This window comes from Burkholderia sp. RF4-BP95, assembly GCF_001521985.1.
GTDB classification, from domain to species: Bacteria; Pseudomonadota; Gammaproteobacteria; order Burkholderiales; family Burkholderiaceae; genus Burkholderia; species Burkholderia diffusa.
This window is the reverse complement of the sequence record NZ_LOSX01000053.1, coordinates 195,472-209,722: the sequence shown is the minus strand read 5'-3', so window position 1 is coordinate 209,722 and position 14,251 is coordinate 195,472. Positions and strand designations below refer to the sequence as shown.

At 65.6% G+C, this 14,251-nt stretch carries 16 protein-coding genes and 1 tRNA gene; 13 read left to right on the top strand and 4 right to left on the bottom strand.

Translation table 11 applies throughout. The features are described from left to right. The first annotated feature begins 92 nt into the window (after positions 1 to 92). From hpf to WS46_RS19375, 5 genes are all read left to right on the top strand, one after another. A complete protein-coding gene (gene hpf, locus WS46_RS19395) occupies positions 93 to 452 on the top strand; it encodes a ribosome hibernation-promoting factor, HPF/YfiA family (RefSeq protein WP_006477786.1) in 360 nt (119 codons plus the stop codon). A gap of 169 nt (positions 453 to 621) precedes the next feature. After that, a complete protein-coding gene (locus WS46_RS19390) occupies positions 622 to 1,161 on the top strand; it encodes a PTS sugar transporter subunit IIA (RefSeq protein WP_059526091.1) in 540 nt (179 codons plus the stop codon). Positions 1,162 to 1,280: 119 nt separating this feature from the next. After that, positions 1,281 to 2,249, top strand: coding sequence for an HPr(Ser) kinase/phosphatase (gene hprK, locus WS46_RS19385; protein WP_011353227.1), 969 nt, complete (start codon positions 1,281 to 1,283; stop codon positions 2,247 to 2,249). A 77-nt stretch (positions 2,250 to 2,326) separates the two neighbouring features. After that, positions 2,327 to 3,235, top strand: coding sequence for an RNase adapter RapZ (rapZ, locus tag WS46_RS19380; RefSeq protein WP_059526093.1), 909 nt, complete (start codon positions 2,327 to 2,329; stop codon positions 3,233 to 3,235). A 26-nt stretch (positions 3,236 to 3,261) separates the two neighbouring features. After that, on the top strand, positions 3,262 to 3,897 hold the full coding sequence (locus WS46_RS19375; RefSeq protein WP_059526095.1) for an LON peptidase substrate-binding domain-containing protein: 636 nt from the start codon (positions 3,262 to 3,264) through the stop codon (positions 3,895 to 3,897). A gap of 119 nt (positions 3,898 to 4,016) precedes the next feature. Here the strand turns inward: WS46_RS19375 and mutY are convergent, their stop codons facing one another. Next, on the bottom strand, positions 4,017 to 5,123 hold the full coding sequence (gene mutY / locus WS46_RS19370; protein ID WP_059691461.1) for an A/G-specific adenine glycosylase: 1,107 nt from the start codon (positions 5,121 to 5,123) through the stop codon (positions 4,017 to 4,019). Between the two features lie 37 nt (positions 5,124 to 5,160). Beyond that, a complete protein-coding gene (gene mutM, locus WS46_RS19365; protein WP_059526099.1) occupies positions 5,161 to 5,988 on the bottom strand; it encodes a bifunctional DNA-formamidopyrimidine glycosylase/DNA-(apurinic or apyrimidinic site) lyase in 828 nt (275 codons plus the stop codon). Positions 5,989 to 6,074: 86 nt separating this feature from the next. On the opposite strand from mutM, the gene WS46_RS19360 reads away from it, so the two are divergent. From WS46_RS19360 to hisC, 8 genes are all read left to right on the top strand, one after another. After that, a complete protein-coding gene (locus WS46_RS19360) occupies positions 6,075 to 7,898 on the top strand; it encodes a tetratricopeptide repeat protein (protein ID WP_059691460.1) in 1,824 nt (607 codons plus the stop codon). Further along, positions 7,898 to 8,518 (top strand): lipoprotein insertase outer membrane protein LolB, encoded by a 621-nt coding sequence (gene lolB, locus WS46_RS19355; protein ID WP_059691459.1) that lies wholly within the window; start codon positions 7,898 to 7,900, stop codon positions 8,516 to 8,518. Before WS46_RS19360 ends, lolB begins: the two co-directional genes overlap by 1 nt. 27 nt (positions 8,519 to 8,545) lie before the next feature. Beyond that, on the top strand, positions 8,546 to 9,427 hold the full coding sequence (gene ispE, locus WS46_RS19350) for a 4-(cytidine 5'-diphospho)-2-C-methyl-D-erythritol kinase (RefSeq protein ID WP_059691458.1): 882 nt from the start codon (positions 8,546 to 8,548) through the stop codon (positions 9,425 to 9,427). Between the two features lie 53 nt (positions 9,428 to 9,480). Beyond that, positions 9,481 to 9,557, top strand: a tRNA-Gln gene (locus WS46_RS19345). 44 nt (positions 9,558 to 9,601) lie between these two features. Next, entirely contained in the window at positions 9,602 to 10,564 is a 963-nt protein-coding gene (locus WS46_RS19340; RefSeq protein ID WP_059526106.1) for a ribose-phosphate pyrophosphokinase, read from the top strand. A gap of 162 nt (positions 10,565 to 10,726) precedes the next feature. After that, entirely contained in the window at positions 10,727 to 11,335 is a 609-nt protein-coding gene (locus WS46_RS19335; RefSeq protein ID WP_059526288.1) for a 50S ribosomal protein L25/general stress protein Ctc, read from the top strand. A 120-nt stretch (positions 11,336 to 11,455) separates the two neighbouring features. Beyond that, a complete protein-coding gene (gene pth / locus WS46_RS19330; protein WP_059526108.1) occupies positions 11,456 to 12,055 on the top strand; it encodes an aminoacyl-tRNA hydrolase in 600 nt (199 codons plus the stop codon). Between the two features lie 129 nt (positions 12,056 to 12,184). Next, positions 12,185 to 13,252 carry a histidinol-phosphate transaminase gene (gene hisC, locus WS46_RS19325; protein WP_059691457.1) on the top strand — a complete coding sequence of 356 codons (1,068 nt, stop codon included), beginning with the start codon at positions 12,185 to 12,187 and terminating at the stop codon, positions 13,250 to 13,252. Positions 13,253 to 13,327: 75 nt separating this feature from the next. On the opposite strand, the gene WS46_RS19320 is transcribed toward hisC, so the two are convergent. Further along, positions 13,328 to 13,594 (bottom strand): YfhL family 4Fe-4S dicluster ferredoxin, encoded by a 267-nt coding sequence (locus WS46_RS19320; RefSeq protein WP_059526115.1) that lies wholly within the window; start codon positions 13,592 to 13,594, stop codon positions 13,328 to 13,330. A gap of 59 nt (positions 13,595 to 13,653) precedes the next feature. Further along, positions 13,654 to 14,151, bottom strand: a complete 498-nt coding sequence (gene coaD / locus WS46_RS19315; RefSeq protein WP_006398238.1) for a pantetheine-phosphate adenylyltransferase — start codon at positions 14,149 to 14,151, stop codon at positions 13,654 to 13,656. Positions 14,152 to 14,251 lie beyond the last annotated feature (100 nt).

Below are 14,251 nucleotides of genomic sequence, written 5' to 3'. Positions count from 1 at the left end.
CGTCCGCGAATGTGCCGCTACCTGCGGCAGGGGCAAGTCGACCGGAGCGCCGCCTCGATGCGGCCGGGTGGTCACTCGCTTGGAGAAGCACTATGAACCTGAAGATCAGTGGACATCATCTCGAAGTCACGCCTGCAATTCGCGAATACGTGATCACCAAGCTGGACCGGGTGCTACGGCATAGCGATCAGGTGATCGATGGCACTGTGATCCTCTCGGTCGACAATCACAAGGAAAAGGACAAGCAGCAGCGCGCGGAAATCAACCTGCACCTGAAGGGCAAGGACATCTTCGTCGAAAGCGCGAACGGCAACCTGTATGCTGCGATCGATCTGCTGATCGACAAGCTGGATCGCCAGGTCGTCAAGCACATGGAGCGTCTGCAGACCCATGCGCACGACCCGATCAAGCTGCAGCCGTCGATCGACCAGATCGAACTGCCGCCGCAATAACGTTCACCGCAATACACACGCCGCCCGGTTCGCCGGGCGTTTTTTTTGTGTCCGAGCGGCAGTGGTGCGACCGGTCCGTCCATGCCGCGCCACGCGCGCGGCTGTGCTCTATAATGTTCCGGTTATCGCCGGGGGGCGTTGGGTGCGGTAGCTGCCTTGCAGGTTTCCGATGCCGAACGCCTTGATATCGCCGAACATGGAAAATCAGTCTGCCGCCGCAAGGAGACCCCAGGCCGCCCAATCGCCTGCCAACATGAATCGCCTAGCCAAAATCCTGCCCATAGAGAACGTCGTCATCGACCTCTCCGTCACCAGCAAGAAACGCGTCTTCGAACAAGCCGGGCTGATGTTCGAGAATCAGAACGGCATCGCCCGCAGCACCGTCACGGACAACCTGTTCGCGCGCGAGCGCCTCGGCTCGACCGGGCTCGGCGAAGGCGTCGCGATTCCGCACGGGCGCATCAAGGGTCTCAAGCACCCGCTCGCCGCGTTCGTCCGGCTCGCCGACGCGATCCCGTTCGAAGCCCCCGACGGCCAGCCCGTCGGTCTCCTGATTTTCCTGCTCGTCCCCGAGCAAGCCACCCAGCAGCACCTCGAGATCCTGTCGGAAATCGCGCAACTGCTGTCCGATCGCGACGCGCGCGAGCGTCTGCACAACGAAACGGATATCGCCGAGTTGCATCGCCTGCTCACTCAGTGGCAACCTTGAGTTGATCCGGGCGGAATTTTTCCGGTACGAGGCGGCACGCGCCGCCTTCCAGGGCCGCCCGGCATGGCGACGTCCGTCGCCGCGCGCCTGAACACCGGCCCATTGGAGTGACGAGAGTCATGGATACGTCCAGCATCAACGCCCAGAGCATCTTCGACGACAACGCGGCCACGCTGAAGCTGAGCTGGCTGACGGGGCATGAAGGCTGGGAGCGCGGTTTTTCGGCCGACACCGTCGGCAACGCAACGTCGAGCGCCGACCTCGTCGGCCACCTGAACCTGATCCACCCGAACCGGATCCAGGTGCTCGGCGAAGCCGAAATCGACTACTACCAGCGGCAAACCGACGAAGACCGCTCGCGCCACATGGCCGAGCTGATCGCCCTCGAGCCACCGTTCCTCGTCGTCGCCGGCGGCGCCGCGGCACCGCCCGAACTCGTGCTGCGCTGCACGCGCTCGTCCACGCCGCTGTTCACGACGCCGATGTCGGCCGCTGCGGTGATCGACAGCCTGCGGCTCTACATGTCGCGGATCCTCGCGCCGCGCGCGACGCTGCACGGCGTGTTCATCGACATCCTCGGGATGGGCGTGCTGCTGACCGGCGATTCGGGCCTCGGCAAGAGCGAACTCGGCCTCGAGCTGATCAGCCGCGGCCACGGCCTCGTCGCCGACGACGCCGTCGACTTCGTCCGACTTGGCCCCGATTTCGTCGAAGGCCGCTGCCCGCCGCTGCTGCAGAACCTGCTCGAAGTGCGCGGCCTCGGCCTGCTCGACATCAAGACGATCTTCGGTGAAACAGCGGTGCGCCGGAAAATGAAGCTGAAACTGATCGTCCAGCTCGTGCGCCGCCCGGACGGCGAATTCCAGCGGCTGCCGCTCGAAAGCCAGACGGTCGACGTGCTCGGCCTGCCGATCAGCAAGGTCACGATCCAGGTTGCGGCCGGACGCAACCTCGCGGTGCTCGTCGAGGCGGCCGTGCGGAACACGATCCTGCAGTTGCGCGGAATCGACACGTTGCGCGATTTCATGGATCGGCAACGACTCGCGATGCAAGATCCCGATAGTCAGTTCCCCGGCAAGCTCGTGTAACGCTCCCACGCGCCGGCCTCGCAGCGCCGACGCGTCGAGCCGGTGCTATGATGAAACGTCAGGATTCTCTGCTTCCCATGCGCATCGTCCTCATCACCGGCATCTCCGGCTCAGGCAAGTCCGTCGCGCTGAACGCGCTCGAAGACGCAGGCTACTACTGCGTCGACAACCTGCCGCCGCACGTGCTGCCCGAACTCGCCCGCTACCTGGCCGACGGCGGCCAGCACCGGCTCGCGGTCGCGATCGACGCGCGTTCGAGCGCGTCGCTGGACGAAATGCCCGGCCTGATCCGCGCGCTGTCGCTCGAGCACGATGTCCGCGTGCTGTTCCTCAACGCGAGCACGCAGGCGTTGATCCAGCGCTTCTCCGAAACGCGCCGGCGCCACCCGCTGTCCGGCTCGCCGTCGCACGACGCGAACGTCGGGCTGCTGTCCTCGCTCGAGGAAGCGATCGAGCGCGAACGCGAGCTGGTCGCACCGCTCGCCGAATTCGGTCACCAGATCGATACCAGCACGCTGCGCGCGAACGTGCTGCGCACGTGGGTCAAGCGCTTCATCGAACAGAAGAACAACGACCTGATGGTGATGTTCGAGTCGTTCGGCTTCAAGCGCGGCGTGCCGCTCGATGCCGACCTGATGTTCGACGTGCGCGCGCTGCCGAACCCGTACTATGACCATGAGCTGCGCCCGCTCACCGGGCTGGACCAGCCGGTCATCGCCTTTCTCGACGCACTGCCGATCGTCCACCAGATGATCGACGACATCCATGCGTTCCTGACGAAATGGCTTCCGCACTTTCGTGAAGACAACCGCAGCTACCTGACCGTCGCCATCGGCTGCACGGGCGGTCAGCATCGCTCGGTGTTCATCGCGGAAACGCTCGCCGCGCGCCTCGCGCACGATGCGAACGTGATCGTGCGGCATCGTGACGCGCCCGTGGATGTCGACGCGTCGTCGCGGCTCGTCGCCGAGGTCGAACGACCTTAGCGACACCGCCTTCTTGCCGGTGCGCCATGTCCACGCTATCGACCACCCTGATCGACCTGCCGCTGTTTCCGCTGCACACGGTGCTGTTCCCCGGTGGCTGGCTGCCGCTCAAGGTGTTCGAGGCGCGCTATCTCGACATGTCCCGCGCATGCCTGCGCGACGACGCACCGTTCGGCGTGTGCCTGCTGAAGAGCGGGCCCGAAGTCGCGCAGGACGGCGCCGTGTCGGTGCCCGAGACGATCGGCTGCATGGCGCGCATCACCGAATGCGATACCGGCGAGTTCGGGATGCTGTACCTGCAGGCGATCGGCACGCAGCGATTCGAGCTGCTGTCGTATCGCGTCGAAGGCAACGGGCTGCTGGTCGGGATCGCGGAGCCGTTGCCCGACGACATTCCGCTCGAAGGCGAACAGGCGCTTGCGCAATTCGGCTCGTGTGCCGAAGTGCTGGAGCGCATCATCGAAGCACTGAAGAAATCCGAACCGGACAAGATGCCGTTCGGCGAACCGTTCCGCCTCGACGACCCGAGCTGGGTATCGAACCGCCTCGCTGAACTGCTGCCGCTCGACCTGCGTGCGCGGCAGAAGTTGATGGAATTTCCGGACGTCGGCGCGCGGATCGATGCCGTGCACCACGTGCTCGACCGGCACGGATGGCTGTAAGCCGCGGTCGGCCAAGCGCGCCGCAGCGGCGTCGCCGAGCGGATCATCCTGGCGGGCAAAACACCCGCTGCGGCCCGGCGCTTCGGTGAGCGCGGCCGCGCCGCGCCCTTCCCCGTTCTTTACAGCAGCGGCCCGCTCAACGCATCGAGCAGCTTGCGCACGGGCGCCGGCACACCGTACGAATCGAGCCCCGCCAACGGCACCCACGCCGTCTCGGCATCCTGCGCGTGCGTGAACGGCTGCTCGCCGTCGGCCACATCGCTCAACCGCGGCTCGATCTCGAGCCGGAAATGCGTGAACGTGTGCGTGAACGGCGCGAGCGGCACCGGGCCGCCACCGCCGAAGCCGCGTGCGAGCTCCGCGAGTGCCGCATCGCCGTCTGCCTGCGGCAGGCACCACAGGCCGCCCCAGATGCCGGCCGGCGGACGCCGCTCGAGCAGCACGGCGTCGCCATCGCGCAGCACGAGCATCCAGGTCTTGCGCGTCGGCACGGCCTTCTTCGGCCGCGCGGCCGGCAGTTCACGCTGCCGGCCCGTCGATTGCGCGACGCAGTCGCCCGCGAACGGGCAGCGCGCGCAATCCGGCTTGCCGCGCACGCACAGCGTCGCGCCGAGATCCATCAGCCCTTGCGTATAGGCACTCACGTCGGCCGCGTTCGCGGCATCCGGCAGCAGCGATTCCGCAAGCGCCCACATGTCGTTCTCGACGCGCTTTTCGCCCGGAAAACCTTCGACGCCGAACACCCGCGCCAGCACGCGCTTCACGTTGCCGTCGAGGATCGTCGCGCGCGCACCGTACGCGAACGATGCAATCGCCGCGGCCGTCGAACGGCCGATGCCCGGCAGTTCGGCGAGCGCTTCCGGCGTCGACGGGAATACGCCGCCGTGCTCGGCGACGACCACCTGCGCGCAGCGATGCAGGTTGCGCGCGCGCGAGTAGTAGCCGAGCCCGGCCCATAGCGCCATCACGTCGTCGGACGGCGCGGCCGCGAGCGCGGCGACGTCGGGAAAGCGCTCGAGAAAGCGCGCGTAATACGGGACGACGGTCGAGACCTGCGTCTGCTGCAGCATGATTTCCGACAGCCAGATCCAGTAGGGATCGCGGGTGTTCTGCCACGGCAGGTCGTGGCGGCCGTGCACGCGCTGCCAGGCGATCAGGCGCGTGGCGAACGTGCGATGCAGCGGCGTGACGGGGAACGGAGCGGGAGCAATGCGGGGCGGCTTCAAGTGTTCGAATCTTTGGAAAGTGGTTGCAACGCGCGACTCAACGCTGACAGGTCGGGCAGAAATAGGTCGAGCGCTGCCCCTGCACGATCTGGCGGATCGGCGTGCCGCATGCGCGGCAAGGCAGCCCTGCACGATCGTAGACGAAGCAGTCGAGCTGGAAATAGCCGCTTTCGCCGTTGCTGCCGACGAAATCGCGCAGCGTGCTGCCGCCGCGCTCGATCGCGTCGGCGAGAGTCGCGCGCACCGCGTCGGCCAGCCGCTCGTAGCGCGGCAGCGACACCTTGCCGGCGGCGGTCGTCGGCCGGATGCCCGCGCGAAACAGGCTCTCCGACGCATAGATGTTGCCGACGCCGACGACCATGTCGCCCGCGAGCAGCGCCTGCTTGACCGACACCGTGCGGCCGCGCGTGCGCGCGTGCAGCAGCGCGCCGGTGAACGCCGGCGAGAACGGCTCGACGCCGAGGCTCGCGAGCAGCGGATGCGCATGCACGTCGCCCGCTTCGCGCGGATGCCACAGCACGGCGCCGAAACGGCGCGGATCGCGGAACCGCAGCACGAATTCGTCGAAGATCCAGTCGATGTGATCGTGTTTTGCAGCGACCGGCACGCCGGCCGCGGGCAGCACGCGCAATGTGCCCGTCATCCCGAGATGAACGATGAACCAGCCCGCGTCGACCTCGAACAGCAGATACTTGCCGCGACGCTCGACGGCGAGCACCTCGCGCGCGCGCAATTGCTCGGCGAGCCCCGCCGGCACGGGCCAGCGCAGCATCGCGGTACGGACGTCGACACGCTCGACGCGGCGGCCCGCGACAAAGGGCTCGATGCCCCGGCGCGTGACTTCGACTTCTGGCAACTCTGGCATGTTTTGCGGGTCTGAGACTGGATTCACGATCGTGCGTGTATTGTAGCGAGCGCGTTACAATCGGTTGAAACATCGAACGGATTTCCATGACCTTGCCCTCGAAGCTGCTTCTGAAGCGCCCCGCCGCCGTGCGCGGCGCGCGCGCCTTCCCGGTCCGCCGTGCGCTCGGCGCCGCGCTGTTCGCCGCGTGGACCCTCACCGCCTTCCCGGCTCACGCGCAGAATCCGGCATCGGACGACGCGGAGCCGCAGGGCGCGTTCGAGCACGTGTTGCCGGACGAGAAAAAGGATCTCCCGGGCGTCCCGCTGACGAGCCAGATCGTCTACCAGGTGCTGGCCGCCGAGGTCGCGCTCCAGCGCAACCAGCCTGCGCCGGCCTACCAGACCTACCTCGCGCTCGCCCGCGACACGCGCGACCCGCGCATGGCGCAGCGTGCGACCGAAATCGCGCTCGGCGCGCAAAGCCCGGCCGACGCGCTGTCCGCGGCCGATCTGTGGCGCCAGTACGCCCCCGGTTCGAACCGCGCATCGCAAGTCGACGCCGCGCTGCTCGTGCTCGCCGGCAAGCCGGCCGACGCACAGCCGATGCTCGCGCGCGAACTGGCCCGCGCGACGGGCGAAACGCGCGGCCCCGCGATCCTCGCGCTGCAGGCACTGCTGGTGCGCGGCTCCGACCGCGTCGGCGGCCTCGCGGTGTTGAAGGACATGTTGAAGAACGACATGAATCGCCCCGAGGCGCAGCTCGCGATCGCGCGGCAACAACTCGCGGTCGACGACAAGGAAGGCGCGGCGCAGTCGCTGAAGCAGGCGCTGCAGATCCGCCCCGACTATCTGCCGGCGGCGCTGATGCTGTCGCAGATGGGGCCGGCCGAGCGCAAGGCCGGCATCGCGTCGTTCGAGAAATATGTTCAGCAGAATCCGAAGTCGCGCGATGCGCGCCTTGCGCTGTCGCAGCTCTATCTCGCCGACGACCGTCTCGACGACGCGCAGAAGCAGTTCGAGACGATGCGCAAGCTCGACTCGAAGGATCCGACGCCGCTGATGGCGCTCGCGCTGATCAAGATCCAGCAGAAGAAACTCGACGACGCGACCGCGTACCTGAAGCAGTACGTGCAGCTCGGCGACAAGCAGCCGAACCTCGACGTCGGTCAGGGCTACATCTACCTCGCGCAGATCTCGATCGAGCAGGGCAACGACGCGCAGGCGTCGCAATGGCTCGACAAGGTCGACCAGACGAGCCAGCACTACCTGCCCGCGCAGATCACGCGCGCGCAGCTGCTGCAGAAACAGGGCAAGACCGACGAGGCGCGCAAGGTGCTCGACGACCTGCCGATCAGCGATCCGCGCGATGCGGCTGTGGTCGCACGCACCGATGCGTCGATCCTGTTCACCGCGAAGCGCTATCCGGAAGCCGAGGCGCGACTCGCGCAGGCCGTCCAGGATTTCCCGGACGATCCCGACCTCCGCTACGACTACGCCATGGCGGCCGAGAAGACCGGCCACTACGCGGCGATGGAAAAGCAGCTGCGCGAGCTGATCCGCACGCAGCCCGACAACCCGCAGGCGTACAACGCGCTCGGCTATTCGCTGGCCGATCGTAACCAGCGCCTGCCCGAGGCGAGCAAGCTTATCGACAAGGCGCTGTCGCTCGCGCCGAACGACGCGTACATCATGGACAGCCTCGGCTGGGTGAAGTACCGGATGGGCGACACGGCCGGCGCGACGAAGGTGCTGCGGCGCGCGTACGAGCTGCAACCCAACGCCGAGATCGGCGCGCACCTCGGCGAAGTGCTGTGGAAGAGCGGCGCGCAGGAAGACGCGCGCGTCGCGTGGCGTGCCGCGCAGAAGCTCGAACCTGACAACGACACGCTCGTGCAGACACTCAAGCGCCTGCAGATCAACGGCCTTTGATGCGGATGTTCCCGATGTTTTCCTCGTCTTCCCGCGCGCTGCGCACGCTGGCCGCGGCCGGCGCCGCGCTCGCGCTCGTCGGCTGCGCGAGCACGCCGCCGTCGGCGAATGCGCCGTCGGGCACCGTGCTGCAGACGGCCGCGACACACGCGTATCACGGCCGCTTCGCGGTGCGGTACAGCGACCGCCTCGGCCGACCGCAGAACGTGTACGGCAACTTCGACTGGCAGGAAAACGGCGACGACGTGTCGCTCGAACTGCGCAGCCCGCTCGGCCAGACGCTCGCGGTCGTGAAATCGACGCCGCAGGCCGCTTCGCTCGAACTGCCGAACCGCCAACCGCAATACGCGACCGACGTCGGCGAACTGATGCAGAACGCGCTCGGCTTCTCGCTGCCGCTGGCCGGTCTGCGCTATTGGCTGCTGCCGACGCCCGCGCCCGCAACGCCCGCGCAGACGGTGCGCGACCCGGCGGACACGACGCACGTCAAGCAGATTCGCCAGGACGGCTGGACGATCGACTATCTCGCCTACGCGGACGCACCGGCCACGGGCGTCAAACGCGTCAACCTCGTGCGCGCGACGCCGCCGCTCGACATCAAGCTCGTGCTCGACCAGTAAGCACGTGAACCTAGCCCCGACATACGCATGACCGATTCGACCCGCTCGCTGCGCAACTGCCTTGCGCCCGCGAAACTCAACCTGTTCCTGCACATCACCGGCCGTCGACCGAACGGCTATCACGATCTGCAGAGCGTGTTCCAGCTGCTGAACTGGGGCGATACGCTGCACTTCACGCTGCGCGACGACGGTCGCGTCGCGCGCGTCACCGACGTGCCGGGCGTGCCCGAGGAGAGCGATCTCGTCGTGCGCGCAGCCAACCTGCTGAAAACGCACACGGGCACCACGGCCGGCGTCGACATCGAGATCGACAAACGCCTGCCGATGGGCGCGGGCCTTGGCGGCGGCAGCTCCGACGCGGCGACGACGCTGCTCGCGCTGAACCGCCTGTGGCAGCTCGATCTGCCGCGTGCGGAACTGCAGTCGCTCGCGGTGAAACTCGGCGCGGACGTCCCGTTTTTTGTTTTTGGAAAAAATGCGTTCGCAGAGGGTATCGGAGAAGAATTAGCTGAGGTAGAATTGCCGACTCGCTGGTTCTTGGTTGTGACGCCACGCGTTCATGTCCCAACCGCTGAAATTTTTTCAGACGAGTTGTTGACAAGAGATACGAAGCGCGTCACAATTACGGACTTTCTTGCACAGCAAAACAGCGATGCGGGATGGCCAGACAGTTTCGGCCGGAACGACATGCAGCAAGTTGTGACAAGTAAGTACGCGGAAGTTGCGCAGGTGGTCAAATGGTTGTATGATGTGACCCCCGCGAGGATGACCGGCTCCGGAGCAAGCGTGTTTGCAGCGTTTCATAGCAGGCACGAGGCAGAAGCGGCGAAAGCCAAGCTGCCCACCGGTTGGAACGGTGCAGTTGCCGAGAGTCTGAACGAGCATCCGCTCTTCGCTTTCGCGTCATGAAGTTTTGCTTTATCGGATGGCCTACAAGTCCGGTAAAGTTATCAGTTGAGTGTAGGGGAGTCGCCAAGTTGGTCAAGGCACCGGATTTTGATTCCGGCATGCGAGGGTTCGAGTCCTTCCTCCCCTGCCAAAAATTTTCCCGCATTTCCCGCCTAAGCCTGAAGCAGGTGCACGATGAGCAGCCACAGCCATGATGGCTTGATGGTCTTTACTGGCAACGCGAATCCCGCGCTCGCCCAGGAAGTCGTCAATATCCTTGGAATTCCCCTCGGCAAAGCAATGGTCAGCCGTTTCTCCGACGGCGAGATCCAGGTCGAGATCCAGGAAAACGTGCGCGGCAAGGACGTCTTCGTCCTGCAATCCACGTGCGCGCCGACGAACGACAACCTGATGGAACTGATGATCATGGTCGACGCGCTCAAGCGTGCGTCCGCCGGCCGGATCACCGCCGCCATCCCCTACTTCGGCTATGCCCGCCAGGACCGTCGCCCGCGCTCGGCGCGCGTCGCGATCTCGGCGAAGGTCATCGCGAACATGCTGGAAATCGCCGGCGTCGAGCGGATCATCACGATGGATCTGCACGCCGACCAGATTCAAGGCTTCTTCGACATCCCGGTCGACAACATCTACGCAACGCCGATCCTGCTGGGCGACCTGCGCAAGCAGAACTACTCGGATCTGCTCGTCGTGTCGCCGGACGTCGGCGGCGTGGTCCGTGCCCGGGCACTCGCGAAGCAGCTCAACTGCGATCTCGCAATCATCGACAAGCGTCGTCCGAAGGCGAACGTCGCCGAAGTGATGAACATCATCGGTGAAGTCGAAGGCCGCACCTGCGTGATCATGGACGACATGGTCGATACGGCCGGCACGCTCTGCAAGGCAGCGCAAGTGCTGAAGGATCGCGGTGCGAAGCAGGTGTTCGCGTACGCGACGCACCCGGTTCTGTCGGGTGGCGCCGCCGAGCGTATCGCCGCATCGGCACTCGACGAGCTGGTCGTCACCGATACGATCCCGCTGTCGGCCGAATCGCTCGGCTGCTCGAAGATCCGCTCGCTGACGAGCGCGAGCCTGCTGGCCGAAACGTTCTCGCGGATTCGCCGCGGCGACTCGGTGATGTCGCTGTTCGCGGAATCCTGATCGCGGAACGACACGACAAAGCATGTGCGGAAAGCGAAGCGGCAACGCTTCGCTTTTTGCACAATCGGACGGGATAGACGAAACCCCGTCCGTTTCATCGGGGGCCGCCATTTCGCCGGCCCCGTTTTACTGCCTGGTCGCGGGCAGCTAATGGAGAATCACATGAAAGTCGTCGCTTTCGAGCGCCAAGAGCAAGGTACGGGTGCGAGCCGCCGCCTGCGCAACGCCGGTAAGACCACGGGTATCGTCTACGGTGGCGAAGCTGCCCCGCAAAAGATCGAACTCGATCACAACGCGCTGTGGCACGCGCTGAAGAAGGAAGCCTTCCACTCGTCGATCCTCGACCTCGAAGTGGCTGGCCAGTCGCAACAAGTTCTGCTGCGCGACGTGCAATACCACCCGTTCAAGCAACTCGTGCTGCACGTGGACTTCCAGCGCGTCGACGCGAAGAAGAAGCTGCACACGAAGGTGCCGCTGCACTTCCTGAACGCTGAAGTCAGCCCGGCAGTGAAGCTGTCGAGCGCCATCGTCTCGCACGTCGCGACGGAAATCGAAGTCGAGTGCCTGCCGTCGGCTCTGCCGGAATTCCTCGAAGTCGATCTGTCGAAGATCGAAGCAGGTCAGTCGCTGCACGCGAAGGACATCGCACTGCCGAAGGGCGTGACGCTGGTCGCGCACGTCGACGCGGAAAACCCGGTTGTCGCATCGGCGACGGTCCCGGCTGGCGCCGTGTCGGACGCAGCAGGCGAAGGCGAAACGCCGGCTGCCTAAGCGGCCGCCTACGCGCCCGTTCGATCCGTTTCAAGAAACGGTCGACGCAACCCGCCGCGGCTTGCCCGGCGGGTTTTTCTTTTTCTGCGCCCAGGCGGGCGCTGCCGCCTACGAAACGTCATGATCAAACTGATCGTCGGCCTCGGCAATCCCGGGGCGGAATATACTGCGACGCGCCACAACGCCGGCTTCTGGCTGATCGACCAGCTCGCCCGCGAAGCCGGCGCGACGTTGCGCGATGAGCGCCGCTTCCACGGCTTCTACGCGAAAGCGCGCCTGCACGGCGAGGAAGTCCACCTGCTCCAGCCGCAAACCTACATGAACCGCTCCGGCCAGTCGGTCGTCGCGCTCGCGAGTTTCTTCAAGATCCTGCCCGACCAGATCCTCGTCGCACACGACGAACTCGATCTGCCGCCCGGCACGGTGAAGCTGAAGCTCGGCGGCGGCAGCGGCGGCCACAACGGCCTGAAGGACATCACCGCGCATCTGTCGTCGCAGCAATACTGGCGCCTGCGCATCGGCATCGGCCATCCGCGCGACCTGATCCCGGAAGGCGCGCGCGCCGGCGCAAAGCCCGACGTCGCGAACTTCGTGCTGAAGCCGCCGCGCCGCGAGGAGCAGGACGTGATCGACGCATCGATCGAGCGCGCGCTCGCCGTGATGCCGATGGTCGTCAAGGGCGAACTCGACCGCGCGACGATGCAACTGCATCGCAACTGACGTCCCCCGCACCGGCATGGTGCAACGTGCCGTCCGGCTGCGCCGGGCGGTATCTCCGTCGTGCGCAATCGCGCACCGCAGCGTCCACATGCGGTAATCTGGTCGTTTTTGCCCGTCAGGAGCCAAGCGGTGAGCCGTTACTGGAGCGACGTCGTTCAGCAACTCGTGCCTTACGTGCCGGGCGAACAGCCCGCGCTCGCACACCCCGTCAAGCTGAACACCAACGAGAATCCCTATCCGCCTTCGCCGCGCGTCGTCGCGGCGATCGCACGCGAACTCGGCGACACCGGCGACACGCTGCGCCGCTATCCCGACCCGCTCGCGCGCGCACTGCGCGAGACGGTCGCGGCCCATCATCGCATCAAGCCCGAGCAGGTCTTCGCCGGCAACGGCTCCGACGAAGTGCTCGCGCATGCGTTCCAGGCACTGCTCAAGCATGACCGGCCGCTGCGCTTTCCCGACATCTCGTACAGCTTCTACCCGACCTACGCGCGCCTGTACGGTGTAGAGACCACGGTCGTGCCGCTCGCGGAAGACTTCTCGATCCGTGTCGAAGACTATCTCGACGATGCGGGCGGTGTGCTGTTTCCGAACCCGAACGCGCCGACCGGGCGCGCGCTACCGCTCGCGGACATCGAACGGATCGCGGCCGCGAACCCGTCGTCGGTCGTGCTGATCGACGAGGCGTACGTCGATTTCGGCGCGCAATCCGCGATCACGCTGATCGACCGCCATCCGAACCTGCTCGTCGTGCACACGACGTCGAAGGCGCGCTCGCTCGCGGGCATGCGCGTCGGCTTCGCGTTCGGCGATGCCGCGTTGATCGACGCACTGAATCGTGTGAAGGACAGCTTCAATTCCTATCCGCTCGACCGGCTCGCGCAGGTCGCCGCGCAGGCGGCATACGAAGACACCGACTACTTCGGTGCGACCTGCCGACGCGTGATCGACAGCCGTGTGCGGCTCACGCACGCGCTGGAGGCACTCGGTTTCGACGTCGTGCCGTCGGCCGCGAATTTCGTGTTCGCGCGCCATCCCGCGCACGATGCGGGCACGATCGCGGCAAAGCTGAAGGATCGGGAAATTTTCGTACGGCACTTTCGGGCGCCACGCATCGACCAGCATTTGCGCATCACCGTCGGCACCGACGCCGAATGCGACACGCTCGTCGCGGCATTGCGCGACCTGATCGGCTGAAGCGAAGGGAGAAGTGGAACCGGCGCCAGGCGGCGCCGGCCAAGCGATTCGCGACGCGCGCGCGTCACTGCGCGGTCACTGCGCGTTGTCGCTCTTCGCGGCAGTCAACGCGTGATACTTCGCCATCAACTGCGCATGTGATTCGTCGTGCTGCGGATCGCGCGGAATGCATTCGACCGGACACACCTGCTGGCACTGCGGTTCGTCGAAATGGCCGACGCATTCGGTGCACTTGTTGGGGTCGATCACGTAGATATCCGGGCCCATCGAAATCGCGCCGTTCGGGCACTCTGGCTCGCACACGTCGCAATTGATGCACTCGTCGGTAATCATCAAAGACATACTGATCTCACTTCTTCAGGCCGGCGGCCGGCTTCGCGATGAAACCGGCCGGCGCCGCGTCACGCGGCCGGGCCTCCCATCGCGGCGACTTTCTCGGTCAGCCACTTCTCCACGGACGGGAACACGAACTTGCTGACATCGCCGCCCAACTGCGCGATTTCGCGCACGATCGTCCCCGAAATGAACTGATACTGATCGGACGGCGTCATGAACATCGTCTCGACGTCGGGCAGCAGATAGCGGTTCATCCCCGCCATCTGGAACTCATATTCGAAGTCGGACACGGCACGCAGGCCGCGCACGATCACGCGCGCGTTGTTGGTGCGGACGAAGTCCTTCAACAGGCCCTTGAACCCCATCACCTTCACGTTCGGATAATGGCCGAGCACCTCGTTCGCAATCTTCAGACGTTCTTCCAGCGAGAAAAACGGCTTCTTCGCGCGGCTGTCGGCAACACCGACCACCAGCGTATCAAAAATGCTCGACGCACGCCGCACGAGGTCTTCGTGCCCGCGCGTCAGCGGATCGAACGTACCGGGATACACGGCGACTACCATGTCGCTCCTCCTGTCATCACGCAAACGGGGTGGCAGCCGTGCGACGCGCACGCCACTGCCGAGATGGGCATGCGTCGCCTTTGCGGTGCGCCGCCTCGTA